23 protein-coding genes and 2 pseudogenes are annotated in these 25,562 nt (G+C 69.0%); 8 read left to right on the top strand and 17 right to left on the bottom strand.

Translation table 11 applies throughout. From position 1 onward, the window contains the following. Positions 1 to 50: 50 nt before the first annotated feature. Together HUV60_RS04400 and HUV60_RS04395 are read right to left on the bottom strand one after the other, a co-directional pair. Positions 51 to 767 carry a zinc finger domain-containing protein gene (locus HUV60_RS04400; RefSeq protein ID WP_257852169.1) on the bottom strand — a complete coding sequence of 239 codons (717 nt, stop codon included), beginning with the start codon at positions 765 to 767 and terminating at the stop codon, positions 51 to 53. Positions 768 to 769: 2 nt separating this feature from the next. Further along, positions 770 to 1,666 (bottom strand): helix-turn-helix domain-containing protein, encoded by an 897-nt coding sequence (locus tag HUV60_RS04395; protein ID WP_257852170.1) that lies wholly within the window; start codon positions 1,664 to 1,666, stop codon positions 770 to 772. Positions 1,667 to 2,351: 685 nt separating this feature from the next. Here HUV60_RS04395 and HUV60_RS04390 point away from each other — a divergent pair. The 4 genes from HUV60_RS04390 (at position 2,352) to HUV60_RS04375 (ending at position 5,318) form a co-directional block, all read left to right on the top strand. Next, positions 2,352 to 2,804, top strand: a complete 453-nt coding sequence (locus HUV60_RS04390) for a helix-turn-helix domain-containing protein (RefSeq protein ID WP_257852171.1) — start codon at positions 2,352 to 2,354, stop codon at positions 2,802 to 2,804. A gap of 180 nt (positions 2,805 to 2,984) precedes the next feature. Continuing rightward, complete coding sequence (locus HUV60_RS04385; RefSeq protein ID WP_161232622.1) at positions 2,985 to 3,539, top strand: secondary metabolite protein; 555 nt, start codon at positions 2,985 to 2,987, stop codon at positions 3,537 to 3,539. Beyond that, entirely contained in the window at positions 3,536 to 4,735 is a 1,200-nt protein-coding gene (locus HUV60_RS04380; protein WP_257852172.1) for an MAB_1171c family putative transporter, read from the top strand. The genes HUV60_RS04385 and HUV60_RS04380 overlap by 4 nt, the downstream gene beginning before the upstream one ends. Next, positions 4,725 to 5,318 (top strand): hypothetical protein, encoded by a 594-nt coding sequence (locus tag HUV60_RS04375; RefSeq protein WP_030827474.1) that lies wholly within the window; start codon positions 4,725 to 4,727, stop codon positions 5,316 to 5,318. The genes HUV60_RS04380 and HUV60_RS04375 overlap by 11 nt, the downstream gene beginning before the upstream one ends. Before the next feature lie 135 nt (positions 5,319 to 5,453). Here the strand turns inward: HUV60_RS04375 and HUV60_RS04370 are convergent, their stop codons facing one another. After that, positions 5,454 to 6,467, bottom strand: coding sequence for an NAD(P)H-dependent glycerol-3-phosphate dehydrogenase (locus HUV60_RS04370; RefSeq protein WP_257852176.1), 1,014 nt, complete (start codon positions 6,465 to 6,467; stop codon positions 5,454 to 5,456). Positions 6,468 to 6,838: 371 nt separating this feature from the next. Continuing rightward, positions 6,839 to 6,961, bottom strand: a complete 123-nt coding sequence (locus HUV60_RS04365) for a hypothetical protein (protein WP_257852178.1) — start codon at positions 6,959 to 6,961, stop codon at positions 6,839 to 6,841. A gap of 278 nt (positions 6,962 to 7,239) precedes the next feature. Here HUV60_RS04365 and HUV60_RS04360 point away from each other — a divergent pair, with 278 nt between their 5' ends. Both HUV60_RS04360 and HUV60_RS04355 read left to right on the top strand, forming a co-directional pair. Continuing rightward, positions 7,240 to 7,968, top strand: coding sequence for a hypothetical protein (locus HUV60_RS04360; protein WP_257852179.1), 729 nt, complete (start codon positions 7,240 to 7,242; stop codon positions 7,966 to 7,968). A 4-nt stretch (positions 7,969 to 7,972) separates the two neighbouring features. Next, positions 7,973 to 8,635, top strand: coding sequence for a dTMP kinase (locus HUV60_RS04355; protein ID WP_257852181.1), 663 nt, complete (start codon positions 7,973 to 7,975; stop codon positions 8,633 to 8,635). A 328-nt stretch (positions 8,636 to 8,963) separates the two neighbouring features. Here HUV60_RS04355 and HUV60_RS04350 read toward each other — a convergent pair whose 3' ends face one another. The 8 genes and pseudogenes from HUV60_RS04350 to HUV60_RS04315 form a co-directional block, all read right to left on the bottom strand. Continuing rightward, positions 8,964 to 10,163, bottom strand: coding sequence for a bifunctional class I SAM-dependent methyltransferase/NUDIX hydrolase (locus tag HUV60_RS04350; protein ID WP_269441125.1), 1,200 nt, complete (start codon positions 10,161 to 10,163; stop codon positions 8,964 to 8,966). A 28-nt stretch (positions 10,164 to 10,191) separates the two neighbouring features. Next, a complete protein-coding gene (locus HUV60_RS04345; RefSeq protein WP_257852182.1) occupies positions 10,192 to 11,094 on the bottom strand; it encodes an NUDIX domain-containing protein in 903 nt (300 codons plus the stop codon). 130 nt (positions 11,095 to 11,224) lie between these two features. Next, entirely contained in the window at positions 11,225 to 12,460 is a 1,236-nt protein-coding gene (locus HUV60_RS04340; protein WP_257852183.1) for a M15 family metallopeptidase, read from the bottom strand. Between the two features lie 29 nt (positions 12,461 to 12,489). Continuing rightward, on the bottom strand, positions 12,490 to 13,971 hold the full coding sequence (locus HUV60_RS04335; RefSeq protein ID WP_257852185.1) for an NUDIX domain-containing protein: 1,482 nt from the start codon (positions 13,969 to 13,971) through the stop codon (positions 12,490 to 12,492). A 56-nt stretch (positions 13,972 to 14,027) separates the two neighbouring features. Then, positions 14,028 to 14,486: an NUDIX domain-containing protein gene (locus HUV60_RS04330; RefSeq protein WP_257852187.1), complete on the bottom strand. Its 459-nt coding sequence runs from the start codon at positions 14,484 to 14,486 to the stop codon at positions 14,028 to 14,030. Positions 14,487 to 14,737: 251 nt separating this feature from the next. Further along, positions 14,738 to 15,016, bottom strand: a pseudogene (locus tag HUV60_RS04325) (NUDIX domain-containing protein); the annotation flags it as partial. Between the two features lie 215 nt (positions 15,017 to 15,231). Next, positions 15,232 to 16,509 (bottom strand): methyltransferase, FxLD system, encoded by a 1,278-nt coding sequence (gene fxlM / locus HUV60_RS04320; RefSeq protein WP_257852188.1) that lies wholly within the window; start codon positions 16,507 to 16,509, stop codon positions 15,232 to 15,234. A 109-nt stretch (positions 16,510 to 16,618) separates the two neighbouring features. Then, positions 16,619 to 17,917: pseudogene (locus HUV60_RS04315) on the bottom strand (ATP-binding cassette domain-containing protein); the annotation flags it as partial. 347 nt (positions 17,918 to 18,264) lie between these two features. On the opposite strand from HUV60_RS04315, the gene HUV60_RS04310 reads away from it, so the two are divergent. Both HUV60_RS04310 and HUV60_RS04305 read left to right on the top strand, forming a co-directional pair. Continuing rightward, complete coding sequence (locus HUV60_RS04310; RefSeq protein ID WP_257852190.1) at positions 18,265 to 19,065, top strand: alpha/beta hydrolase; 801 nt, start codon at positions 18,265 to 18,267, stop codon at positions 19,063 to 19,065. After that, complete coding sequence (locus HUV60_RS04305; protein ID WP_257852191.1) at positions 19,055 to 19,516, top strand: hemerythrin domain-containing protein; 462 nt, start codon at positions 19,055 to 19,057, stop codon at positions 19,514 to 19,516. Before HUV60_RS04310 ends, HUV60_RS04305 begins: the two co-directional genes overlap by 11 nt. 75 nt (positions 19,517 to 19,591) lie before the next feature. Here HUV60_RS04305 and HUV60_RS04300 read toward each other — a convergent pair whose 3' ends face one another. Genes HUV60_RS04300 through HUV60_RS04280 form a run of 5 tightly spaced genes read right to left on the bottom strand, consistent with a single transcriptional unit; the run spans position 19,592 to position 25,460 of the window. Continuing rightward, on the bottom strand, positions 19,592 to 20,089 hold the full coding sequence (locus tag HUV60_RS04300; protein WP_257852193.1) for a hypothetical protein: 498 nt from the start codon (positions 20,087 to 20,089) through the stop codon (positions 19,592 to 19,594). Position 20,090: 1 nt separating this feature from the next. After that, entirely contained in the window at positions 20,091 to 22,268 is a 2,178-nt protein-coding gene (locus tag HUV60_RS04295) for an integrase (RefSeq protein ID WP_257852194.1), read from the bottom strand. Continuing rightward, a complete protein-coding gene (locus HUV60_RS04290; protein WP_269441124.1) occupies positions 22,268 to 22,660 on the bottom strand; it encodes a hypothetical protein in 393 nt (130 codons plus the stop codon). The genes HUV60_RS04295 and HUV60_RS04290 overlap by 1 nt, the downstream gene beginning before the upstream one ends. Further along, positions 22,657 to 24,009: a hypothetical protein gene (locus tag HUV60_RS04285; protein WP_269441123.1), complete on the bottom strand. Its 1,353-nt coding sequence runs from the start codon at positions 24,007 to 24,009 to the stop codon at positions 22,657 to 22,659. Before HUV60_RS04285 ends, HUV60_RS04290 begins: the two co-directional genes overlap by 4 nt. After that, complete coding sequence (locus HUV60_RS04280; RefSeq protein ID WP_269441122.1) at positions 24,009 to 25,460, bottom strand: site-specific integrase; 1,452 nt, start codon at positions 25,458 to 25,460, stop codon at positions 24,009 to 24,011. The genes HUV60_RS04285 and HUV60_RS04280 overlap by 1 nt, the downstream gene beginning before the upstream one ends. Positions 25,461 to 25,562: the final 102 nt, after the last annotated feature.

Raw genomic sequence — 25,562 nt, 5'->3', positions numbered from 1 at the left:
GTGAGGTTGCGGCGGTGCAGCGGACGGGATGCACGCGCCGGAGACGCCGGTCAGGCCAGGGCGGGTTGCTGGGCCTGCTCGGTGTGCTGGGCTTGCTGGGCGGCGGCGAGGTCGTAGCGGCCGGGGTGCGGGGTGGCGCGCGGCGTGATGGTGCGTACTCCGTCGTTGGGGCCGATCCGGCGGCGTCGGCATGGCTCGCCGACCGGGGCCAGGCACCACTCGCATCGCACGCTCAGGGCGTCGGGCAGCCCTTGCGCGACGGCGGCTTCGCGTGCTGCCCGGGCGGGCCGGAATGGTGCGAGGGCGGCACGGGCGGCGGGCGGTATGCAGGAGCCGATCTGGTCCAGCCGAGCCTGCAGCCTCGGGTTGATGCCCTCCTGGCTGCTGGTGATGGCCCGGGCCTGCGCGGGCTGCGCTATGCCGGTGGCGACGGCGTGGCGGGTGCCGACCAGCTCTGCGGTCCAGGCAGCCTGGTCGTCCGGGTCCGCCGACGGTGTGGGGTCGCAGTGGAGGGCCAGGCGGTTGCGCCGGTAGCTCTCCCAGGGGCGGACCACATCCGCGGGCTGGATCTGGTACGGCGAGGCGCGGTAGTGCTGGCGGGCGGCGACGCGGGCGTCCCAGCCGTGCAGGGTGGCCATCGGCACGTCACCGAGCAGCTCGTGCCACTGGGCGAGCTGGTCGCGGGCCTCGCCCTCGTCGGTGCGGATGCTGCGGGGGTCGAGCCTGCCGATGTAGGCCAGCAGGGCGGCGATTTCGCGGCGGTCCACGCTCAGCCCTCCGTTCCGGTCGGCTCGTCCAGGGCTGCGAGAAGGGCTGCGGTGTGCTTCTCGGCCCGCGTCATGCCACCGGGCGCGGCGGTGTTCTTGCCCGACACGGCGTAGAGGTTCGGGCGGCTGGGGGCGTGCTCCCGGGTGATCCAGGCTCGCCAATCGGCAGCCCAGGCTTCCGCCGGCCTCGGAGCATGGCCCGCCCGGTGTGCACGCCACTTCGCGTCAGCGGCCTGCAGGCCCTGCTCGCCGAGGCGGTCGACGTGTCCCTGCTGGCGGGCCCATGTGTGAGTGGCGGGGTCGACCTGCCACTCGGCAGCCGAGGTGACCGCAGCACCACCACTGCTGTACCTCCGGTTCAAATCAGGTTCACTACGGTTCTGTGTGCCGGTGGCCGGTACATCCCTGTGCCGGTGGCCGGTACGCCGCTGTGCCGGTTTCCGCCTGGACCTGCCGGTTTCCGGTACTGCCGGTTTCCGGACCCTCACGGGGGATTCCGGCACCTCACGCGGGCGGATCCCGTACCGCCGCAGCGCCGACAGCCGGAGCTTCGCAGGGCCATCGGCCTCGTCCAGTACCGCCGTGTCGCCCGCTTCCTCCCGCTGCTCTCGCAGCGCCTGTGCGACTGCTTCGGCGGCGAGCGGCAGGCGGTAGACCGTGCTGCGCTGCGGGCCCACCAGGTCGTCGAGCTGTTCCAGCTCGCCGGCGAGGACGAGGCGTTCGATGGCTTCGCGCACCGTGGAGACCGAGGCGCGCGTGCGCTTGGCCAGGCTGGACAGGGAGGCCCAGGAGATGCACTGATCGTCGGCCACCCGGTCGGCGATCGACAGCAGGACCAGACGCGCGGCCCCTCGGCTGGAGCTGTGCTCCCACACCCACTCGCGAGCTTCGCTGCTCATCGGCCGCTCCCGGCAAGCGGGCGGGCGGGGCGGCTCGCGGGGGCCTGGATGGTGCGGTCCGGCTCGGGGCGCTGAGGCGCCGAGGCGGAGCTAGCTGCCGCGCAGGCCGGACGGTAGGGCCTTTTGCGCAGGGCGGAGCGCATGCAAGAATCTCCTTCGGTGTTGCCACGCTGAGACGCCCCGTGGAAGGGATCAGCGTGGTGATGGTGGCGATCTCCGCCCTTGCCGGGGCGGTACAGCCGTTAAGCGTCCGGCGTCCGGGAGTTGCTGCTCTCGGGCGCCGTCGCTGTGTTCAGGGACCTATGAGGCCCGGAGGTTGTGCACGTCATTGCTCCTGTGCTCGTCCATGCGGGCGGTCTGCCCGGCGAGGGACGACGAACATACGCACGGCTCCGCGTCAAGGTCCAGAGTTGGTTCTTAAACCCTGTAGAAGTCGCGTGAGCTGCTGCGATGGGGGTGGAGCGATCATGGGCGGGTCCTAGCGCGTACGTAGATCACGAAGGCCGGGCAAGGAGCGCTTACTGCGTCCCGTCGGCGTCGCAACACTTCAGTGAAGCTGTGATCGAGAACCTACGCCAAAGTGATCCCTACCTGTCAACACTGAAGTGAAGTCCCTCGGCTTTTGGTTCTGGGAACTACACTGCAGTACAGTCCGGAGTCAGCGTCTAGATGAGAGGAGTCGGTGATGGTGGAGTCCAGCGGACCGGCGGAGGCGCCCGGCGGCGCGGCCGACGCTCGGCGCTCATTCGCCGACAAGCTCAACCACCTGTTCCAGACCGTGACGAACCCGGAGACCGGCAAGCGCTACACCAATGCCGAGGTCGCCCGGGCGATCTCCGTGTCCGAGAGCGCGATCTCGCAGCTGCGGACCGGGGCGAAATCCAACCCCACCTACACGACGGTGGAACGACTTGCCGGTCACTTCCACGTCAAAGAGCAGTACTTCTTCTCGGACTACGGCGACGAGGAGGCTGAGAAGGTGCGCGCCTCCATGGAACTCATCGAGGCCGTGGTCGACAGTGAAGTGCGCGGACTCGCGCTACGGGCCAACGGCCTTTCGGCAGGCAGCTTGAAAATGATCACTGACGTGATCAATCAGGCGCGCCGATGGGAAGGGCTGGACAAGCCCGAGCAGTGATGTGACCTCTCTCACCGGCTGGGTGGATATGACTGGTATGCCGCACCCGGTCCTTCAAGATCGCCTTGGGTAACCATCTATGCGTGTGCAAAGCTCCGCTGGAACCACGCGGAACGGTGGATTCCGGTTAGCGCAGGCCGTGTCAGCGCTCATTCGGGGGCTACAGCAAGGATCTCGTCCATGTTCAATCGGCAATTTGCGCGTAGAGAGGCGCAGCTGAGGCGACTGTGCGAGGAGCAGTTGCGGGGGATCGAGATACCTGATCCCTACGCGGTGGATGAAATATGCCGGCAGCTCGCCATCAAGCGTGGCCGCCCTCTGCACCTCCACGAATTGCCTGAAACCGGAGGGGCTAACGCCCCCTGTGGAATGGTCCTCTCTTTCGACCACGGGGACCACATCTTTCACGTCGCGGCTACCAGCGAACGGCATCGTGCGCAGATCGTGCGCCACGAGCTAGCGCACCTACTACTCGGGCATGCCGGGAGTAACGAGAGCGTCGTCAACTCCCTGCTGGGGGTCCTTCCCGACGGAGTCGATCCCTCGGCCGTGCTCTCCGCTTTCGGTCGGACGAGCTACGACCGTGAAACCGAGTACGACGCCGAGATGGCTGCCTCCTGCCTGGGGGAGCTGTTTCAGGATCTCGCCCACTCGATCCGGGAAAGAGGCCGGTCCGGCGCGGTGTCGCGGCTCGACGACGCTTTGGTCCACCCCCGGAGGAACCGCCGCTCATGAGTACATCCACCATCGTCGCCGGCGTCCTCTGGCTGGTGGCTCTGTGGCGACTGCCGTCCATCCGGCACTCCCACAAGCAGCGAAGCCTGGCGTTGACCCTGGCTGCTCTCGCGGCTGCCATGACGTTCGAGGTTCCGCAGGTCAAAGAGGCAGTCGATGCCGCCGTCGGTACAGACGCCAGACTGTCGCCGCTGCTGAAACACGTGCTCGGCGTTACCTCGGCGGCGTACCTGCTCGACTTCGTCATCGCAGTCGTTCGACCGCAGGGCCTGGCACGGCGCACCCGATTGGTGGCAGCCGGCGTGACGCTGCCCCTCATGCTCGCCTTCTACGCCTTGGCCAACTGGACGCCGGGAGGGCCGGTCAGGCTGGGAGAGGGCCGTGGTGCCCTCTTCCCTGTCCTCTACATGGCGGTCTTCACGCTCTACATCGGCATCGCCATGGTTGTAGCTACGTGGCTGTTCCTCGGCGGCGTACGTCACAGCCGAACTCTTCTTGGGAAGGCCGGCCTCGGATTTCTGGGCTTGGGAACCCTACTCGGAAGCCTGTACGCCCTCCAACGCATCGTCTTTGTGACGGTTCAGCTTGTCTCGGGCACCAACTACCCAGGCTTGGAGAACCTTCTCTCCACGACGCTCAAGCAGGCCACGGTCCTGTCGGTCGCGCTCGGCGTTTGCTTGCCTCCTCTCTCCGTCGCCGTTGAGTACGTGGCGGCGTGGAGCACCCTGCGCAGGCTGCGGCCCCTGTGGGCACAGCTCACGGAAGCAGCCCCGTACGTGGTGCTGGCGACCTCCGTGCGTAGAAGGCGCGTCCCCTTCCGGCTGGAGCGGTGCGTCATCGAGATCGAGGATGCCTGCCTGGCGCTTCGCGAGTACGTGTCAGTCGACACGCACGCAAAGGCTCGGAAGTTCGTCCGCCAGAAAGGGGTCGATGCGCAACACTCTGACGCAGTTGCGGAAGCCTGTTGGTTGCGTGCAGCCGTCCAGAGCGCCCGAAATGGGGAACGTTTGCAGGGAGTTGAATACCCATCCCTCGGCGTCACTGGGCGGGACAGAGTGAGTGAACTGTCATGGTTGCGCACCGTTGCCGATGCGTACCTCTCCTCTCCAATCGTTTCGGAATTCGTCCGGCAAGAGCAGTCGACCATTTCCCACGGGCAGGGCGATTCGGAAAGGATCTCCTCATATGACAACTGATGTCCGCCGCAGCGAGTCGCGGCTGGCGCGCCGTATTACGGACTGGCTCGAGCCGAAGAACTGGATCATCGCTGTCACCCTGCTGGTCGGTTGGCACACCGCGCAATGGACAGGCGTTGCCTGGGGAGTGGTCGGCGCCCTTTTCGCCGCCGTCATTCCGATCGCCTTCATCAAGTCCGGCATTCGCAAGGGCCACTGGGGCGACAGACATGTCGGGGAGAAGCCGGCACGGCTTGTCGTGATGGCCGTCATTCTGCTCTCAGTAGCCACCGGCATCGTCCTGATGCTCGTTGCGGGGGCGCCGCGCACCATGGTTGGCCTCATCGTCTCGATGCTGGTGACGCTCGCGATCCTCACCGCAATTACCTTCGCCTGGAAGATCTCCGTTCACCAGGCCGTGTCCGCAGGCGCCTGCGCGATGCTCGTGCAGACCTACGGCCCGTGGATGGCCCTCGGCTTCCTTCTGGTCATCGTCGTCGGATGGTCCCGCGTTGAATTGCGCGACCACACGCGCAACCAGGTGATCGCAGGCACCATCCTCGGCACCATCGTCGCGGCGGCCGTCTTTCACCTGGCGCGCTGATCCGACTTCGGGGCGTAGCTGAGGGAGCTGCCGGGACAGTGATCTCAGCGGCGGACATTACGGACGCGGGCACGACATCCGTGGTTGGGGAGGGTAATGGTGGGGTGCGACCCCGTGGTCGCGGAGCCGTCGGGGTCAGTGCTCGGGCTTGGGCGGACGCTGCATCAGCGCGGCCGTGGCCTGCTCCAGCGTGACTTTGCCACTCAACAGTGCCGTAACGACGTAGGTGATCGGCATGTCGACGCCGTGGGCCTGCGCCAAGCCGAGAATCGCCTCGGCGCTCTTGACACCCTCGGTGGTCTGCCGGGTGGCGGCGATCGCTTCTTCGACGCTGAGCCCTTTGCCGAGGTGATTGCCGAAGGTACGGTTGCGGGAGAGCGGGGATGAGCAGGTGGCGACGAGGTCGCCGAGGCCGGCCAGTCCTGCGAGGGTGGCGGGGTGCGCGCCCAGTGCTACGGCCAGCCGGGTGGTTTCCGCGAGGCCACGGGTGATCAGCATGGCCTGCGCGTTGTGGCCCAGGCCCATGCCTGAGGCGATGCCGACGGCAAGCGCGATGACGTTTTTCACCGCGCCGCCGAGCTCGCAGCCGGTCACGTCGGTGCTGGTGTAGGGCCTGAAGTAGCTGGTGTGGCACGCCTGCTGGACGCGGATGGCGGTGGCTTCGTCGGGGCAGGCGACGGTCGCGGCGGCGGGTTGTCCGGCCATGATTTCGCGGGCGAGGTTCGGCCCCGACAGCACGGCCACCCGCTCGGCGGGGATGCCGGTCACCTCGGTGATGACCTCGCTCGCCCGCAGGTCGGTGTCGCGTTCGATGCCCTTCATCAGCGACACGATCACGGTGTCGCGTCCGATGTGCGGCGTCCACAAGGCGAGGCTTTCCCGAAGGGACTGCGCAGGGATGGACAGTACGAGGAAATCCGCACCGTCCAGGGCGGTGGCCGGGTCGGTCGTGGCCGTCAGCGTCGGGGGCAGGTCCACGTCCGGGAAGTAGCCGGGGTTGCGGTGCCCGCGGTTGATCGCGTAGGCGATCTCGCCACGACGGGCGTGCACGATCACGTCGGTGCCCGCGTCGGCCATGATCTTGGCAACGGCGGTGCCCCAGGATCCGGCAGAGAACACCGCCGCGCGGGCGAGACGGTGCTGGCTCACTGCGGGGTCCTTCCAAGGGTGGGTCCGGCCACCCTATCGATTGGGCCCGATGTCTCCGGGCTCGCAGTGGGGCGGCGCCGAGTGAGCAGGACAGCCCGGCGGCCGGAGAGGGTGGGCAGCATCTCGTGTGCCTCCCCGAGAATGGTCAAAGCGCGTCGAGATCACCATCAGCCATCTCGTAGTTTTGTCCACGTGCACCAGGACCTCGATCGCCGCTGCTGCACCTGGACGCCGATCGCTGAGATCCTGCTCGGCGCCATGAGACCGATTCTGTGAAGTCGTACTGGAGAGATACCGCTCAAGCGTTATGGGCGGCGGGCATGGCGATGCTGCCGCCTGCGGCTGTACGCAGGCGGCAGGTGTTCCAGAGATCAGGCGGGGCGGAGGAGTATCGCGTCGTACACGGGGGATTCGGGGGCGTGCTTGATGCGTCCCATGATCTGGTAGCCCCAGAAGAGATACGCACCGTGCGCCGCCAGCACGCGCTGCTGCATGTGGAGGTCTTCGACCCGCAGCCGCACGGCCGGGCCCGGACGCTGAGGACGGCCGCGGCCTGGAGATCGTCGAGGCTCTGTGCCTGCGCTGGGGCCGCCGGCCCGATGCCGATCGCGGTGGATCGGTGACATGGGCCTGCCTGCCGGTCCCCGGCGCCGAACTGGCTCAGCACGATCGTGGCGCCGACCCGGAACAGCCCTGCGAGGCCGGTAATCTGCCTCGGCCCGTGGCCACGATGCCCGTGCACCCCGCACCTGTGCCGTTCGAAGGAGACCTCGTGCCGCCCTCCCTGACGTCCCGGCCTACGCTCTACGAGTCGTGGGAGGTACTCGCTGACGGCCTTCACGTCCAGCGCCTCGTGCTGCACTTGCCTCAGCTGCGCGAGCAGCTCACCGCGCAGACGGCGGGGACCGGCATCACGGTTGCTGCCTTGGTTGCCCGTCCTGCCGGGGTGCCCACCGCGCAGGCCCTGGCGCTCATCGACGCGGTCGGCTTGAATTCCTGGGTAGAACTGCCCGCCGAGCACGGCCGGTCCGATGCCGCGGTCAGCCCTTTGGCCGGCGCCGCCGAGGACGTCCACGCCCTGCTTCTGCCCGGCGTCACCGACGACGCGCTGCGCGGCGCCGTGCGGGCGGTCACCGCCGCCTCGGCCTGGTGGGTCGGTGCCATCGCCGCCATCCGGCACCTTGGCGTGCACCACAGCAGTCTGACGCCCGTCAAGGACACCGTCGGCCCGGACACATTGCGCGAGGCGGTCCGCGTCGTCGCACTCGGCACCGCTCAACGCGTCCTCGCCCACCAGCTGCGGCACGACGCGGGTGAGGAAGCGGTCCGGCTCGCGTACTGCCGGGCCGTCACCGAAGGAATCGTCATCGAGCCGAAGCTGCCGATGCTCCTGGAGGAGCTGAGCGAGCTGCGGCTCGTGGACCTGGTGACCACGTCGATCCCCTGGCGCGGCCGGTTCGCGAAGTACGCCGGAGGCACCGGCGCCGGGCAGGTGGAGTGAGCCGATGCAGAACACACGTAACCCGTTCATCGTCGTCGAGGGCCTGGACGGCACCGGCAAGACCACCTTGCGCAAGGGGCTCTTCCGCCTCTTCGAGGGCCTGTACCGGGTCACCCCGCTCGCGGTGCTGACCACCAACTTCCTCGACGCATCGGTGGCCGCCGACCTGGTCGAGGGCAAGTACCAGCCGTCCGCCGACAACCAGTACCGCTATCTGGCCGCGCTCGCCGCGGACAAGCAGGCCACCGCCACCCGACTGATCGCGCCGTCGTTGCCGGCGCGCCCGGTGATCGCGGACCGGTGGCTGCTGTCCGAACTCGCCTTCTTCGCGGTCAAACACGACCGGAGCCCGAAGGAGACCTACCCCCACCTGGCCGAACACCTCGGCGTCATCCCCGACCTCACGCTGGTCCTCGACATCTCACCCGAGGCCGCCATGGAGCGGGCCGCCGCCCGCTCCGGCGACGCCACCCGCCCGGACTGGGACGTCCTGGACATCCAGGCCCGCGTCCGCGAGGTCTATCAGACGGTCACCGACGAAGCCGCCGCCTACCCGGCCCTGGGCCCGGTGGTCCGCATCGACGCCGCCAACGACCGCGCCACCGTCCTGCACACCGCCTGGCAGGCCCTCGACCAGCGTGGCCTGTTCCCTGAACTGTCCGAATGAGCCCAGTGAGCACGCACACGGACGCGGGGCTCGACAGCGTTTTCCAGCACGCCCGCACGTTCTGAACTACACCCAAAGACCGCAGGGACTTCGAGGATCTCGCGCGCAGCACCAGCCGCTACCGTCCAGGACGGCAACCTCGTCCCATCACGAGCCCGAAGTTGGAGATCTTCTTCTTCCCAAGAAGATCGGGAAGGGCGGAGGCCCTTCCCGCGCGCCCTCGTGCTCCTCGGCGAATACCCAGAGTTCCACGAGTACGCCCGCGCCCACTTTTGTCTCCTTCGACGGGAAGGCTGAGGTGGCGCGACAGGTACGTCGGTGCCGGCGTTCAGATCGGGCCGTTGCCCGGCGTGGCCGCTGGTCCGGATGCGAAACGCGTGAAGTGCGCGGGTGGGTGGTCGATGGGCAAGTCGGGCCGCCATGCAGTGAGGATCTGGGCGCTGCACACGAACAGGCCGTCGGGGAGCTGATCGAGCGGGTACCACGCCCAGTCGCCGACGCTCTCGTCCGGCTGCGTGGTCGGATGCCCTTGCCAGGCGTGGACGAGCGCGCCGACGGTGACCCGCAGGACACCTTCGACGTGGTCGACGAGCGTGCCCAGAAGCTCCACGTCCTCGGCGTGAGCGACCAGCCCGGTCTCCTCGGCAAGTTCGCGGATCACCGCGTCTTCGAAGGATTCCCCGGCCTCCACGCTTCCGCCGGGCAGTTCGAAGGTGCCGCGGCGGTGCCGGCCCAGCAGGATGCCCTGTTCGCTGAGCAGGATCGCTCCGACGCCGACGGCCGCGTGGGCGGCTGGCGCCTGGGTGCTGCGGGGTCGGCTGGAGAGGCGCGCAGGCCGGGCGGGCAGGCGCCGGGCGCGGATGAGCTGCTGGATGACCGTGGCGTTCTCATCGGGGTGTGGCAGCAGGTCGATGGCTTCGACGCGGAAGCCGCACTCGGTGAGCAGGTCCTCCCACAGCTGCGGTGCCAGGACCCACATCTGTGTCGGCAGGGGCGGGTCGTCGCGCAGCAGGATCATCTGCTCGCGCGGCGCCACCTCCGTGGACGGACCGCGGCCGTGCAGGTCGGTGTGCAGGAGCGAGAGGATCAAGGGGGCGCCCGGACGCAGTCCGTCGCGCAGTGCCGGCAGCGAGCGGTGCGGGTCGATGAAGGCGAGCGTCCCGATGGCGTACGCGGCGTCGAACGGCTCGGCTCCGGCCAGGTACTCGGTCACGTCTGCTTGCACGAATTCAACGCCGTCAACGTCCGCGTGGGCGGAGACGGCGCGCTCGTGCTGGGTCGGGGACAGCTCGATGCCGGTGACGTGGGCTCCGTGAGCCTGGGCCAGGTGGACGGCGTGGTGGCCGGCTCCGGAGCCGATGTCCAGGACGCGGCGGCCGGTGACGTCGCCGAGGACTTCTGCTCCCGGCCCGACCCCTTCCCAGGGCGTCCAGCCGAGCCGGTCGGGGATGGGTGGGGTGTAGGCGCGGGCCAGTTGGCGCCGGCCGTAGATCTGCCAGGCCCGGGTGTTGGTGTCCTCGGCGGGCACGGTTGCCTCCTGGGTGGCGTGCTGGGGATCAGGTGTGCGTGATCAGGTACGCGGGGCCCTCGCCGCGCCGGGCTCGTTCGACGGCGTCGAGGCGGGCGAAGGCGCGCGGCGCCATCAGCTCCTGCCAGGTCGCGAGGTCGTGGACGGCCCACATGTCGTGCTCGTCGGGATCAAGGCGGATCCGACCGAGCTGGCCGGCGGTCAGCCGCCCTCCGTCGAAGATGAGCCCCACCTTGTTTAACGGCAGGCGCGCCCCGGCGTGCAAGAAGTGCGTCAGGAGCAGCCTCGGCGTTCCCAGACCCAGTTCGAGGCCCGTCTCCTCGACCGCCTCACGCCGTGCGGTCTGCAGCGGGTCCTCGCCTGGGGCGTCCAGGTTGCCGCCCGGGAACTGCCAGAGTCTCGAGCCGTAGACCGAGCGGAGCTGGATGGGCCGGTCGTGCTCGTCACGGATGTACAGGCAGCCGTACACCGTGTGGTGGGGGACGGTCTGCGCGTACTCCTCGGCCGTCAGCGGCATGAGGCGGCCGGGCCGGGCGGGGCGGTGATCGAATGCGAGGGCGAGAGCGCCGAGGGCCTCCTTGGCCGGCGGGTAGATGCGGCGGAGGTCGGCGAGCAGCTCTCCGGGCGGCCCGTCCGGGTCGATGCGCGCGGTGTCCTCCGAGCTGAGCAGGTCCTCGAAGGAGGGGTACGGGGTGATCCGCCGCACGATGACGTCGAGTTCCCGCCCGGTGTCCCGGTCGTGGAAGACGACCGTGTCACCGGCGGCGACGGCGAGCTTGTTCGGGGTGGCCACCCTCACTTCGATCGTCTTGCGGCCTGCTTCCACTTGGCGGTAGTACCGCCCGAGCAGGCGCATGTGGTGCTCGTGTGGTTCGTCTCCGGCCGCCGGGCTCGGGACGGCTGGGATCGCCTGCTGGGTGTCGTCAGTCATACGTGCCTCCGTTCGATGCGTTCCGTCCGTTGCGGACTTGGGATCGCCACCGGTCCAGGGTGCGGTGGCCGCGCTCCTGTGTTTCCGGATCGGCGTGGGTGGCGAGGAAGCGACCGAGGATGCCGGCGCGTCAGGGCAGTTCGATCGGTCCGTAGCGCGCGTGCGGCTCCTGCCGCATCAGCGCGTCGTACCGGTCCGCTGCCGAGTAGTGCCAGAACTCGGTTCCATAGTTCGTAAAACCTGCGGTCTCCATGGCGTTGAGCAGCAGCGTGCGATGGCGGCGCGCGCGATCGCTGAGGTTGGAGGCGTGAGTGAAGCAGGCACCGTCGCTCTCCTCGGGGGAGGCATTGACGCGGGTGCCGAGGTCGAGTTCGTGGCCGTCCTGGTCGACGAGGGTGACGTCCACGGCCGCACCCGCGGAGTGGGGCGCGATCTCCGGCGGCGACACGTACCGGCTGGCGGCCTGATGCAGCTGCTCAGCTGTCCAGCCGGGGTGAGCGGCGGCCAGCTCGTCCCGGTACTCGGTGAAGTAGCGCTGCTGCAGGGCCAGTGGCCGGTAGCCCTCGATGAACAGAAGGTCGGTGCCGGCGGGCAGGAGCGAGCGGGCGTGCTCCAGCCGGGCCAGGACGCCCTCGCGGACGTGGGCGAACGCGCCCAGCGGATCGTGCTTGCGGGGATCGACGCGGAAGCCGTGATCACGCACGTCGACGAGCGGCTCCCCGCACTCGCGCACAGGGACCGCGGCGACCCGCGGATCGGACATCAATACCGGACTGCTCATCGAGTCTCCCTGTGACGGCTTGCACTGCGGTGGCGGGATGGGGGAGGCAGGGGCCAGGTCGGTTTCGCGCAGGATGCGCGCGATGGTGTCCTGCAGCGTGCTGTCGGCGGGGATCACGGTCTCCAGACCGTCGGGCAGCAGATCCAGCTCGCGGTACCAGGAGGTGAGGTGGCCGTCGGTGACCTGGGCCAGGTACGCGGCATCCGCCTTCGACGCGTGCCGGACCAACGTCGCCTCCAGCGGCACGTCCAGGTAGTAGCAGCAGGAGACGCCGCGGTGGTCCCGTACCAGAGACGTGATCATGTGGCTGTAGCGATCGGCGTACAGGATCCCCTCCAGCACCACGTGAAAGCCGGCGTTCAGTGCGTCGCGTGCGATCCTGCCCAGCAGGGCGATGTTGGCGCCGCGCGCGGTGTCGTGTTCCCTGAGCACGTTCCGGCGGATCACGTCCTGGCCCACGATCGCGATACCGCGGCCGTAGCGATCTCGCAGGCCCTGGGCCACGCTTGACTTGCCTGACGCCGAGTTGCCGCGGATCACCACCAGGCGAGTGTCCTCACGGCCGACCGCAGTTGCAGTGGACACACGACGGTGTGCGCCGCTCGGTGTGCCGGTCATGCGGGCCAGCCCGACTCGCTGTACAGCTCCCCGTTCTGGATCTTTCCGATGGCCACCCGGGTGTAGGGGACGAGGTCGTCGGGCAGCGCGGCGGGGTCCCAGAACTTCCACTGGGTGCACTTGTCCGGCTCACGCAGTTCCGGCTCGCCGCTCCAGGCGCGGGCGCGGAAGAACAGGCCCATGCGGGGCCGGTCCCCGGCGCGGTCGATGTGGTGGATCACGTGGACGAGTTCGACGTCCTGGCGCTCGATGTGCAGGCCGGCTTCCTCCCGTGCCTCTCTGATCAGGCAGGTGATGGCGTTCTCCTGCTCGCAGTGGCCGGCCAGGACGTGCCAGGTGGACGGCGCGAACGCGGAGTCGGGGTGGCGCAGCCCGAGCAGCACCGTCCCGTCGGGCCGCTCCAGGTAGAGGTGGACACCGATGACGTTGAGGACCGTGCCGTGCGGCGAAGCTCGGTGCTCCTCGTGTGGTACGAGCCTGTTCTGCGGCGCGGTGCTGGTGGGGAGGCTGGCGGCGTGGCGCCGTACGAGGTCGCGGGTGGTGGGTGCGATACGCAGGCGGTCGAGGTCGTCGGGAGCGAACCAGGCCAGCATCACCCCTTCCGTCAGGTGGAGGTCACGAGGGTCGCCGTTCCAGCGCCCGGCGTAGATGGCGATGGGTACGGTCCTGCCGGCGTCGTCGGTCGCTTCCTCGGTGCCGAACGGGGTCAGGTCGGCGATGTGGAGGTCGGCTTCCTCGTGCAGCTCGCGCCGCACCGTGTGTTCCAGGGTGGCGTCCTGGGGCTCTCTGCCGCCGCCCAGCAGGGACCACATGCCCGGCTCGCAGATCTCGCCGGGGAAGTAGTCGCGCAGGTGGAGCAGGTACTCGCCGTGGTCGTTGTAGATCAGGGCGGAGGCGTTGGCCGTCTCCGGTTCGGCCTGGAGCGGGAGCTTGAGGAGCTTCTCGCGCAGGGAAGGCGAGGCTGTCTTGTCCAGGGGCCGCCACTCGATGCCGCCGACCTCCTCTTCCTGCAGCCTCACCTCCACCTCGTTCGTGGTGTGCAGGCGGAAGAGGAACCGGAGGTCGAAGTGCTGGTGTTCGGGTTCGCCTTTGCCCGGGTGGGCGTCGATGTCATGGAGGTCGATGTCGAACGGCACCGTCTCGTAGCCAGGCCACGGCGTGACCGCCTGGGGCGGGATTCCGGTCTCCTCGTGCAGCTCCCGCAGCGCCGTCCCGGCCAGGGACTCATCAGAGGGATCGGCGTGTCCGCCGGGGGCGAGAACCTTCCCGCTTGCCAGGTGGAGCACGTGCAGGACGCGGCCGAGCGGGTCGAGGACGATCGCGCCGCAGGTGACATGTCCGGTGAAGGTAGTACGGCTGGCGATGTCGGTGGGACGTTCGAGGGCATCCAAGAGGGCGCCGAGCTGCTCGCGCTCGTGAGGGTGGCGCGCGAGATAGGTCTCGACGGCGGTGCGGATGTGGTCGTGCGACAGCGGCATAGGGCTACCTCACAAGGGCATGGAGCGGGACGAGTCGAGGCGGGGCAGGGTTCGGGTCAGCTCAGCCGCATCCCCTCCGCCGGGATCTCCTCGATGGCGGCGGCGCGCGCGGCGGGCAGGCCCCACCGCTCGCGTGCGGTGTCCACCGCGAGCTGGGCTTGCCGTGCGCCGGGTGGGCCCCAGCCCAGCAGGGCGGCTGCCTGGGCGGGTGTAGCGAGCACGCGGGCGAAGGGGTGGCCGGCGGTGGGGTCGACGGCCGCCGGTCCGACGGCGGTGACCCGGGCGGCCAGGCGGAGCCGGGCGTTGGGCCCAACGCTGCCGTAGACCTTGCCGGTCTCGTCCAGCACCCAGCCCAGTCGCACCGGATCGGCCAGGGTGAGCTGGGCTTCCTCGGCGGCTTCGCGGTGCAGGGTGCCCTCGGGCGTCGCGTCGGTCTCCTCCACGGTGCCGCCGGGCAGCATGGGCAGCGCGCCCCGCGGGCCACCAGGACGACCCGGCCGTCGGGGACGAAGCACCACGCCCAGGCTTGCTGCACGGGCAGCCGGTCGGGGACGGGGCCGCGGTGGAGAGGGCTGTCCCACAAGGGCCGATAGCGGACGTGGACGTCGTGCCGGTCCAAGGCCGGGACACCGAGGATGTGCCGGCCGTCGGCGAGGTGAGCGGTGGCGGTGTTCCCGAGCCGGGCACGGTAGGCAGCGAGCATGATCTGCCCATCCACGGGGCGCAGCCGCTGCACCGCGTCCCGGGTCTCCAGGAAAGCGAACTCGGACAGCTCCTCGCGCGGCAGGCGGATCGCCTGCACTTGGCCGAGGGTGAGGGTTCCGCCGTCGAAGACGAACCGGACCTCTCCGGGGCACGGCGTGGCGGGCTGCAGGTCGGGGTGGTGCGGGGAGAAGGAGTGGACGGCGAGCACGGCCGACAGGGGCAGATCGAGGCCCAGTTCCTCGGTGATCTCGCGCCGGCAGGTGATGTGCGGGTGTTCGCCGGGTTCGACGACGCCTCCGGGCAGCAGCCACGAGTCGTCCTTGCGGTAGGTGGGGTGCACCAGCAGGACCCGGCCGACCTCGTCGGTGATGATCGCCGCAGCGCCGAGCCACGCGGCATGCCGGGAAGCGGCGTACTGCCGGGCGGGCGGAGCGGGACGCGGGGTGACGTGATCCGAAGCGGAGACGGGAGAGGTCACGTGGCTCTGCCTTTCGGGCGGTGGACGGGTGGGGGTTCAGCGCGGACCAGCTGGGGGAGAGCGGGAGGCACCGCTGTTCATCCGGTGCTGCGGCTCCCCGCCCTACCGGAGACGATCGGCCAGTCCACGGTGATACGGGTGTGCTTCTTGGCGAACACGTGCGGTTCATGGTCCGTGTCCGCCGAGGCACGGCCGGCTGCCTGGCGGGCGGTGATGAGGGGGCAGCGGGCGCCGCGGTGGTTGCGCTGCCAGTACGCGACCTGCTCGGCCACCTCCTGCGCGGCGAGGTGTCCTTGGTTGCCGTAGCCGTGGACGACGAACTCGTACCGGCCCTTGCCGTCGTCTCCGTCACTGATGCGCTCATGGGCCAGCCGGGCGAGGGATGCCCCACGGACGATGGTGGCGGCGGGCCAGTGCTCGGGCGGCGGATTCAGGACTCCGTTGTCGCCGTCGGGGTCCACTTCCAGGCGGCAGAAGCCGGGAAGGACCCCGGCCAGGTAGAGGGTGAGGAGGTCGAAGGGCTCCTGGCCGCCGACGGTGATATTGGTGCGGATGACGGTCGGCTCACGGGCGAGAGCGGGGGCGAGCTGGTCGACGGGCAGCGGGGTGCCGTCCTCCCAGGACAGGTGAACACCGGTGCCGGGGACGGCACGGCGGTTGGCGCTCCAGGCGCCATCGCCCTGCATGGCGACGAAGCCGCACACGATGAGCGGCTCGTCGCTGAGCAGCGCCCCCTTGACCTTGGTGAAGCCGATGGCCCAGTGGTAGCCGTGCAGCCGCAGCGGCGCGACGAGACGGCCGCCTTCCGCCAGGGCGCCGATCCAGGGCAGGTCCCAGGTGTCGACGGTGACCACAATGGCGTCGAATCCGCCATTCGGGACCAGCGACGCGAGCAGGTGCTCGGCGTCCGCGGTGACGACGCGGACGCCGTCGTACCCGGTCTCGGCGAGGAAGCGGGTTGCCCGCTCGGTGACGGCCGGGTCGATGTCGAGGGTGGTGACGTGCCCGGTCGGACCGGCGAGTTCGGCGATCAGGGCGGCGTTGTAGCCGCCGGAACCGATCTCCAGCACGTGGTGGCCGGGCTGGATGCGGGCGGCTTCGAGCATGTCGGCCTGCAGCCAGGGCGCGGAGATGGAGCTGATCACCCGGCCGTCGGGCGCATGGCGGGTGGGGACGGTGTCGTCGGCGTACGCGGCTTGGAGGGTCACCTCGGGGGCGAAGGCATGACGGGGCACGGTGCGAAAGGCTCGCTCGACGGCAGCGGTGCGGATGTGGTTGTCGGCGCGGAGTTGCTCGACGAGTTGGTGGCGCAGCTCGCTCGCATCGCTGACCTCGGTAGCCGGTGGAGTCGTCACGACAGTCCTTCGGGGTTGGTGCGGCGGGTTCGGACGTGGGGCGAAGGGAGCATTGGGAGCGGGCTGGTGTCTCTGACTGGCAGAAGGCGGCCTCGCGCGGACGGGGTGATCAGGGGGTGTCGCCGCTCATCCGGCGTTGCAGTTCCCACAGGGTCCGGAAGAGCCCTGGCTGCTGGGTGAGCTGGGCGTAGGTGCCTTCCTGGACGATCCGGCCCTCGTCCAGGACGATGATCCGGTCGGCGACGGCCACGTTGGTGAGGCGGTGCGTGATCAGCAGGATGGCGCGGTCCTTGGCCAGTTGGCGCAGGCCGGCGAAGATCCGGTGCTCGGCGCGGGCGTCGAGGGCAGCAGTGGGTTCATCCATCACCAGCAGCGCCGCCTGCCGGTGGAACGCGCGGGTAAGGACCAGACGCTGCCACTGTCCGCCGGAGAGCTGCTGTCCGCCGAACCACTCGCTGGTCAGCAGGGTGTTCAGGCCGGAGCGCAGGCCCGGCAGCATCTCCGCGGCACCGGACGCCTCGCAGGCGGCGAGCAGGGCCGCGTCACTGGTGTCGCCCTGCCCGAACGTGATGTTGTCGCGCATTGTCAGCGGCAGGTAGGTGAACTTCTGCGGCACCAGCGCGACGTGCTCCCACGACCCCCACGGGTCCAGGTCCGCGGTGGAGGCGTGGTCCCAGGCCACGTTGCCCTCGGTGGGCAGCAGCAGTCCGCACAGCAGGCGCGAGAGGGTTGTCTTGCCGGAGCCGTTCTCCCCGACCAGCGCCACGATCTCCCCGCGCCGCACGTGCAGGGAGACGTTGCTCAGGCTGTCTTTGGGGGCGCCGTCGTAGCGGTAGGTGACGTCGCGGACCTCGAAGCGCTCCGGGGCCGCGGTCACGGGCGTGGTGCCACGGGAGTCGGTCATGGCCTGGCCGTGGGCGTTGTCGAGGAAGTTCTGCCAGTCCTGCACGTACCAGCCGGTGCGCACCAGGCGTGCCCCGCCGTTGATGATGCCGCGCACCGAGCCGGTGGCGGTCTGGAGGGCGAAGACGGCGCCGCCGCCAGCCGCCAGGCTCATCCGGCCGGAGGCCAGGAGCCACAGCAGCGCTGCCCACACCGCGGTCGAGGCGATCCCGCCGGCCACGGCTCCGGCCAGCCCCATCCAGGCGCCGGTGTTGGCGGCCTTGCGTTCGGCGGCGTTGACCGAGGCGGCCAGTCGCCGGTACCGGCCCATCAGGAAGGGGCCGGCGAGGCAGGCGCGCATCTCCTCGCTGGACTCCTGATAGGCCATGTGCCAGCGCAGCTTGCCCAGCATCCGGCGTCGCCCGGAGGTCTCCAGCCCGGCGAGGTAGATCACGCGGGCGGAGCGGACGTAGGCGGCGGCTTGCGGCAGGCAGGCGAGAAAGAGCAGGGGGAGGAGCACGGGGTTAGTCGTTGCAGACACCGTGTCCCCGCAGGTTGTGTCGCATTCCGCAGGGCCGGCGCCCCGGCCTGTGACGCGCTGCGGTGCATCGGTGTGTGCCTTTCGCGGGTGTTACGAGTAACCAGCATCCCAGTCGGAGGGGCCGCCGCGCGGCTGCTTGAGAAGGCGGCATGCGCAAGGCGCGCTTGACGTTGCCGAGAACGCAGTGTGAGGCGATGACGCCGACTCGCGGTCCTCGGAGACTGCGTGCTCACTCTGACGCCATTGCGGCAGCGCGACGCAACCGCCTATCTGGCCTTGGTGGTTATAGTTTCAGGCAGCGTCGCGTGCCGGTGGCGGATGGATCGTCAGGCATGGAGGCGTCGTCTCGAAAGGTGGCTCCGGCCATTCCCACCCCAATTTCACAGAAGATCACGCTTTACCCCGCCGAGGACCGGTTCTTCGGCCCCCGACCCGCCGTCCTCGTCCTGCCCGGCGGCGGCTTCCGGGAACTTCCACCGCACGAGGGCGAAGGCTACGCGCGCTGGCTGTCCGGCCTCGGCATCCACGCCTTCGTCCTGTCCTACCGGCTGCTGCCGGACCGGTTCCCGGCCCCGCTCGAAGACGCCCGGGCCGGGTTGGACCACATCCGCAACGGCGACCACGGCCTCGATGTCGGCCGGGTCGGCGTCATCGGATCAAGCGCGGGCGGCCAACTCGCGGGCCTGCTCATGACCGGCCGGGTCCTGTCCATCGAGGAGGGCGTCGCCGACCCGCCCCGACCGGACTTCGCGGTCCTGGCCTATGCGCTGGCCGACCTCGACCTGCTGCCGCCGTCCGTGGTCGAGAACCTGCTCGGCGACCTGCTGCCCATCAAGGACGAGCTATCCCCGGCCAAGCATGTGGACGCGTCGGTGTGTCCGACCTTCGTATGGGCCACCGCTCAGGACCCGCCGGGCCTGCCCAACGCCCTGGAGTGGACCCGGGCGCTGGCGGCGGCCGCGGTACCGGTGGAGTTGCACGTCTACCCGGGCGGCAGCCACGGCATCGGCCTGGCCGACGGCGTGGAATACGGCGGCGAGCCGCATAAGTTCATTGCGCGCGAGCCGCACACCGCGTCCTGGACGACCGCGTGCGCGGCCTGGCTGCGACGGGAGGGCGTTCTTGCCGACTGACCGCGTCACCGCCTGGGGCGGGGAACTGCAGCGGGTGCACGGCAAGCTGCGCAATGCGTTGGCGCTGGCGCGGGCGGGACTGGACGGCGGCAACCCCGCCGACGCCGCCACCGACCTGCTGTTGTTCTGCCACGGGTTCTGCGCTGCCCTGTCCGGCCACCATCGCGCCGAGGACGGTTCGCTGTTCCCGGAACTGGTACGGGCGCAACCCGACCTGGCGCCAGTGGTCGCGAAGCTGACTCAGGACCACAACATGATCGAGCACCTCATCGGTGGATTGCAGAAGGCGGTGGCCGACTCGACCGACCCGGAGGTGGCACACCGCCACCTGGACGGGATCGAGGCGGTCATGGAGACGCACTTCAAGTACGAGGAAAAGCAACTGGGAGCGGTGCTGGACGACATGGACGCTGACTTCGACCGCACCGAGATCTTCGGCCCGATTAGCTGAGCCCCGTCCGGTCGCGCCGCCCGCCGACGGCGCGACCAGGAATCCACCTGGGTTCGAGCTGAACCGCGACCGCCCCTAACTACACGAGCCGAAGGGCGCGATGTGGTTCGTGGCTTCTGGCAGCCGTCGTACGACGCCGTTGTCGGTGACTTGCCTGCGCAGACGCTCGATCTCGTCGTGCTGAGCGGCAAGGCGAGAGATCGCCAGGTTTCTGAACTCGGTGAGCTGCGCGATCTGCTCGTCGCGGGTGACGATGCGCGATTTGAGCTCGGCATTTTGTGCCTTGAGTCGTTCAATCTGCGCGATCCGGGGATCGGCGATCTCTCCGGCGTCGCGGAGTTCGTTCAGCCTGCGTTCAAACTCCTCGGCGAGGTGCTGGTAGGCCCCGGGCCGGGTGGTTCCGTCGCGGTTCTTCTTGGGATAGAAGCCGGTGCGGGTCACGCCGGCCAGGGCGGCGAGGGCCTTCAGGTCGGCCTTGCCGCCGGATGGGAGATCTCCCTTCAGGATCCGTTCCATGGCAGCTCGGATCGCGGCCTCGTTGTGGGTCTTGGATTCCTCGGTGAGCCGGGCCATCTCAGTCCTCTCCAATGGAAACGGTCTGGGCGGCGTCGATCTCGGCGACGACTCGCAGGGCGCGGTCGCGTTCGGGGGTCAGCCGGGCCTTCTCGCCCTTGGCGACCCGGGGGCTTTGAATGAACACGTCGATGGCGGTGGCCTGCCCGGCCCACACGGGGCGGTGACAGGGATGGTGGGTGGCCTGCGGGCAGCGCGCCGAGTCGCACATCCCCACCAGCGGCTTCGTGGCATTAGGCGTGCCGGCCAGGCGCAGGCACAGTGCTTTGGACGGGTCGCGGAACCAGCAGAAGTTGGCGGGCCCGACGTGGAGGGTACTGGCCTGCTTGCGCAGGAGTCCCTCCAGGTGACGGTCGTCCTTGAGGATCTTCGGGTCCGTCCGGGCCGCGTTCTTCAACTGAGCGTCCACATGGTGGAACGCCTCGATCAGGCTCCGAGCACCCGGACCGGCGGGCATCCGGCCCGCCTGGACATCCCGGAATGCCTCCACCGTCAGCTGCACGTGATGGGCCTCCTCGGCTTCCTCGACCTCGGCATGGAACAGTCGCTGGGAGCCGCCGGGGCGAGCGGCATAGCCTTCCGTGGTGGCCACGGAGATGTGCTTGAGGGCGACCTTCGCCGCCAGGAGGCCGCCGGGCCGTTCTGCGATGGCCAGGGACAGCGTCCGGCGCAACATCCGGGCGCTGAGCGGACCTTGGGGAATGACCGGCAAGCCCCAGCGTTCCCGGTTGCCGGTCCGCTCCAGCCAGCCGCGCAGATTCCTCAACCGGCCCGCCAGGTCAATGGTGCCGAACAGCGCCTCACCGGCCGAACGGTTCACCAGCCGTTCGGCAAGGGCCACCGAGCGGTCCACCTGCTCGATGACCACCCACTCGTCGGGGACACCCCCGAACTTCTGCCCCTTGATCAGGCGGCTGGCGAGCCGGAACCGCGGGCCGCCCCCGGGCGTCGCCACGGCGGGGAGTCGGCTGCCAGCTTCGAGCTCCAGCAGTTCACTGGTCCGCATCCCACTGAGTGCGCAGGTCACCACCAGACAGGCCGTCACCGCGTGATCGACCATGAAGAAGAGATCACCGTCGGCCAGCGGCAGCGTCCATGGCACGAGCTCGCCGTCGACCACACGCGGGATTCCCGCGGCCTGTCTGGCCAGCGGCGGCTGGAAGCCGACCTCGGCGGCCAGCGCGGTCAGCTCCGGGATCAGAGCCTGCCGCGCGTCGTCCCCGAATCTCCGGGCGCCGACCGTGCGGGCGAGGGCTTCCCAGCCCAGATGCTTCAGCGGGCCCTCTTCTCCCAGCGTGGTCCGCTTGCGCAGCTGAGCGTCATCGACTGCCGGCAGGGGCGCTCCCGATGTCCGCATGCGCTCCAGGACCTGCCGCAGAGCGGGGAGCTGCGCGAGGGTCACGCCGCCGGACGTCGGAAGGGCCGCTCTGTCGGCGCTCACCGTCTCCATCAGATCTACGAGATGCGGCCCCACATCGTTGACCAGGTGCAGGCAGGTGGCCAGCAACGGTTGCAGCATGGAGTCCGGCACGGGAGGCGTCAGGTTCGGCCCCTTCGACTTGTAGCCGACGACCTGGGTGGCGGTCTTCCCCTTCCACGGTACGAACCCCGCGTCGTAGCCGTCGCCGGACAGCAGCTCCTCGTACTGGGCAATCAGCTTGAGGATCCTGACGTGCGCCACGGTCGAGTACGGCTCCAGACGTCGTCGGTGCCGCCCAAGGCGAGGAACGCTCCATGAGCGTTCCTCCAGATAGCGCTCACACAGTTCCTGCGAGACGCCACGCAGAGAGGTAATGCCTTTCTCTGTAAGCCAGTTGAACCACTCGATGTACTTCTCCAGGAAGCCGTAGAGAGTCCGAGGGGAGCGAGCAGCCCGCAGCGCATGCGCGCACTCCAGCACCGCCTCGTACTGCGGGGCCAGCATCGCCAACAGAATCTCCTTGGCCACGACCCGCCACTGCGGATTGATGATCTCGGTGAAGTCCCAGATCTGCTCGCGCTCGGTCATCATCCGGTGAGCGTCCACCAGACCGGAGAACACCCAGCGATCCTGCTCGAATCGCGGGCGCATCGCCCCCTCGGCCAGCCTCAGCCCGGCGATCTCGCACACGTCCACCTGGGCGAAGACCGGGATAGCCCGACGGTGACGAGGCAGGGACGCGGATACGGACCGGCGCATCACAGAGTTCCTTCCTCGGGTCGGAGCGGGAGACCAGTGTCGTCGTCTGCCACCTCGCGTGCGGCCTTCTCCTTGGTCTCCTCGGAGAGCTTCGGCAGGATCTCGGTGGCCAGGCGGTCGGCGTACGGACCAAAGACCCGGACGAAGTTCTCCGTGGACATCTGCCGGAACTGCCGCGAGAAGAAGGCGTTCAACCGCAGCAGATTCGCTGCGTGACGTGGAAGGAACACCGACAGCGGGCACAGCAGGCAGACCCATGGACGGGCCGGACACGGCTGCCCGGCTGGACCGTGGACCCCGGCCAGTTGATCGGCGCACGCCGCAGTGAACACATCACGCTCGCCGCCGACCAACTCGGCGATGGCCACGGCATCCAGCTCGAGCCGCTTCACGTCGTCAGGAAGTCCTCCGCGAACCGCGCTGCCTGCTCCGCCGAGAGCACCACCGGCGGCAGCGCCTTGCGCAGCACGTCGGCCTGGCCGTCCTCGATGATCGACTCCACCGCGTCGAGCTGGGCGGGGCTGGTCGGAGTGACGTAGTGATCGCCTTCGGTGCGGGCGGTGTGGTTCGGATCGATCGTGGCCCGTCCGGTCCATCCCCGCCGGGCCAGTCGTTCGTGGTACGTCGCGCGAATCCGGCCGCGATGGATCACGAACGGCTTCCCCGCATCGTCCACCAGGCCCACCTGCTTCACCAGATCCCGATGGCGGTCCGTGTCCGAGGGAGGACCGACGATCGGGCTGAACCCTCCACCCGTCGTGAACCACTTCGGGCTGTACGAGATCCACAGCTGTCCTCGGAGCTTGTCCTCGGCGAAGCTCCGCAGCGGAGCCGAGTACTCCAGCCACCGTTCCAGGAGCCGCACCGCCCGGCTCGGCAGATTCGAACTCTCCCGTGCAGTACGGCCCTTGATGTAGGTGATCACTATTGAGGTGTCGCCGGTCCACTCGAGACCGTCCAGCCCCAGATCGTCAATGCCGTCCGGCACGACCCCGCAGTACATGCCGAACAAGACGGAGTAGGCGACTTGGACGACAGGGTGCGGAAACAGGTCGCCGCGTACCTGACGCACTGCCCGGCGCAGGTCCCACTGCGACGACTTCGTGCCCTGGGTCTGCGCCCGGTACACGGGCCGGTCCGGGAACGGGCCGTCCCGCAACAGCAGCCAGGCGATGTCCTGCGGACTGTGGTGCGCGCTCGTCGGCGGCTCGCCGCCCCGCGCGGCCAGCTCCAGAGCCCGCCGGTGACGGGCCCAACTGTCGTCCACCACCGCCCGGCACGACGTCTCCAGCCGCTCCCACTCTCCATCGGTGTACGCCTTGTACGGGCTGGTGCTTCGATACGCCTGGATCTGGTTCCCTGTGAGGTACTTGCGCACCTCCGGACGCAGGGCTCCGGTGACCGCGTCGAAGCCTTTCAACAGCATGCGGGTCTCGCGCTCACGCGTATACGTGCTGGCCATCCAGTAGCGGACCAGCGTGGCCCGCGTCAGATCCGGCACACTCCCAGTGAACCCGGCCTCAGCCAAAGCGCTCACCATCTGGCGCAGGGCCACCGCGTACGCCTTGACCGTGTTCTTCGCACCGATGCCGCCGTCGGGATGCGCGTTGGCCGCGAGCCCTTTCGCAAGGTCGCGCGCCAGCCCAGGATTGGGCAGACCGTCCAGAACAGCCGTCCACTCACGGCCGTTGGGGAACACGAAGTGCACGGCCAACGGCTCGTCCATCACATACGCGGGCATCAGCCGGCCTCCTCGTCATCGAACTCGGCCGCAGCTTCGGCGGCGGCCTCCGGAAGCAGTTCGCCAGTCGTGTCCTTGTAGGCGTCGCGATAGATCCGTGTGACGTCCAAGCGCGCGATGTAAAGCTCCGTCGACAGGACGCTCTGGTGGCCGAGTAAGTCCCGCAGGATCAGCATCGGATCGTTCCGGGTCAGATAAAGAGCCATCGCGGCGTCGTCTCCGGTGTCCGCCGCGAGAGCAGCCGCCCGCTGGTAGTAGCCCGTGACCAGCCACTCCAGGGTCGCCATCGCCATCGAATGACGCAGCCGGTGCGGGGCCACCGTCGGAAACCGCGGCTCGAACCGCTCGCGGATACGGGCCGACGTCCGACGGAAGACCGTCGCCCAGTCCACGAAAGGCTTCCCCGAGGACTGCAGGCCCAGCAGTGGCGACCCGCCATCCGGAGCGACCAGGCGCAGCCGCTCGGACGGACGTAACTTCCGCCACGACCTCCGCTCCCCGTTGAGGAATGCACCCTCCCAGTCGGGCGCCTCCACCACCAGCGGCTCACCCAGCTTCGACGGCGGCCGCCACGTGAAGCCCTCGGTCGACGCCGCCCGGTCCAACTCGATGTACTGGTGCACCTCGGCCAGCGCCTCATAGCTGATCCACGATGTACGGGCCTTCTGCCCCTTGGTGATCGCATGGCTCAGCGGAAACAGCACGGGCAGCGTTCGCGGGCGGGCCGGAAGAGGCGGTACCTCGTAGATCGTCAGGTGAGTGAACTCCTGCCGCCGCAGGCTACTGGACAGCACCATGTGGGCCATCGCCGCGTTGCGGGCCTCTTCCCGGCCGCGGTAGCGCGGGTCCGGCTCGCCGTCCGGGCCGAGCCCTGCCAGGCCCCGCACGAACAGCTCCGCGAAGTCCCGTTCCAGGTACTTGATCGTCGTATGCGGCCTCGGAGTGCGCAGCTTGGCGAGGTTCCGCTCCACCTCGACCAGAACCCCCTCCGCCATGCGCCGGCCCGTCCGGTAGCTGAACGGCACGGCGGAGGCGATGCCTTCTTCACGGGCCCACCTGTAAAAGCCCGACAGGATGCCCATGTTCAGGTTCCACGTGCTGGGGTCCCAGCGGTCCTTGAGCTCGCCGGCCAGCCGGTACTCGGCGTACATGCCCAAGGCCGCGCGCAGGTCCCGACCGTCCCCCAGAGGGCTGACACCGCGGACTTGGAGGAAGGCAAGCCAGTCGCGGAGACAGTTGGCGCCGTTCTGCCAAGTGCGCGTGGCTGGGGCACCGTTCAGCGGAAGCTCACGCAGCCAGCGATTGACGAAAACCGTCGGCCGGGGCACTCCTGGAGCGTCCTCGAATCTCAGGTCGTCATCGATGAGCACGGGCATCCGGTCCCGGATGAGCGGCTGTTGAGCCACATCCCAGGACTCCCAGCCGGTGGCGGAGAAGCCGATCAGTTGCATGGCGTGGAGCCTAGATATTCGACACGACCTCAATGCAACAGACTTGGATGAATCACTCCAAGGTGTACCGCGAGGAAAGCGACACGACGATTATGCAGCGAC

This window comes from Streptomyces sp. KMM 9044, from assembly GCF_024701375.2.
In the GTDB taxonomy this organism is placed as follows: domain Bacteria; phylum Actinomycetota; class Actinomycetes; order Streptomycetales; family Streptomycetaceae; genus Streptomyces.
This window is presented reverse-complemented; position numbering and strand designations above follow the sequence as displayed.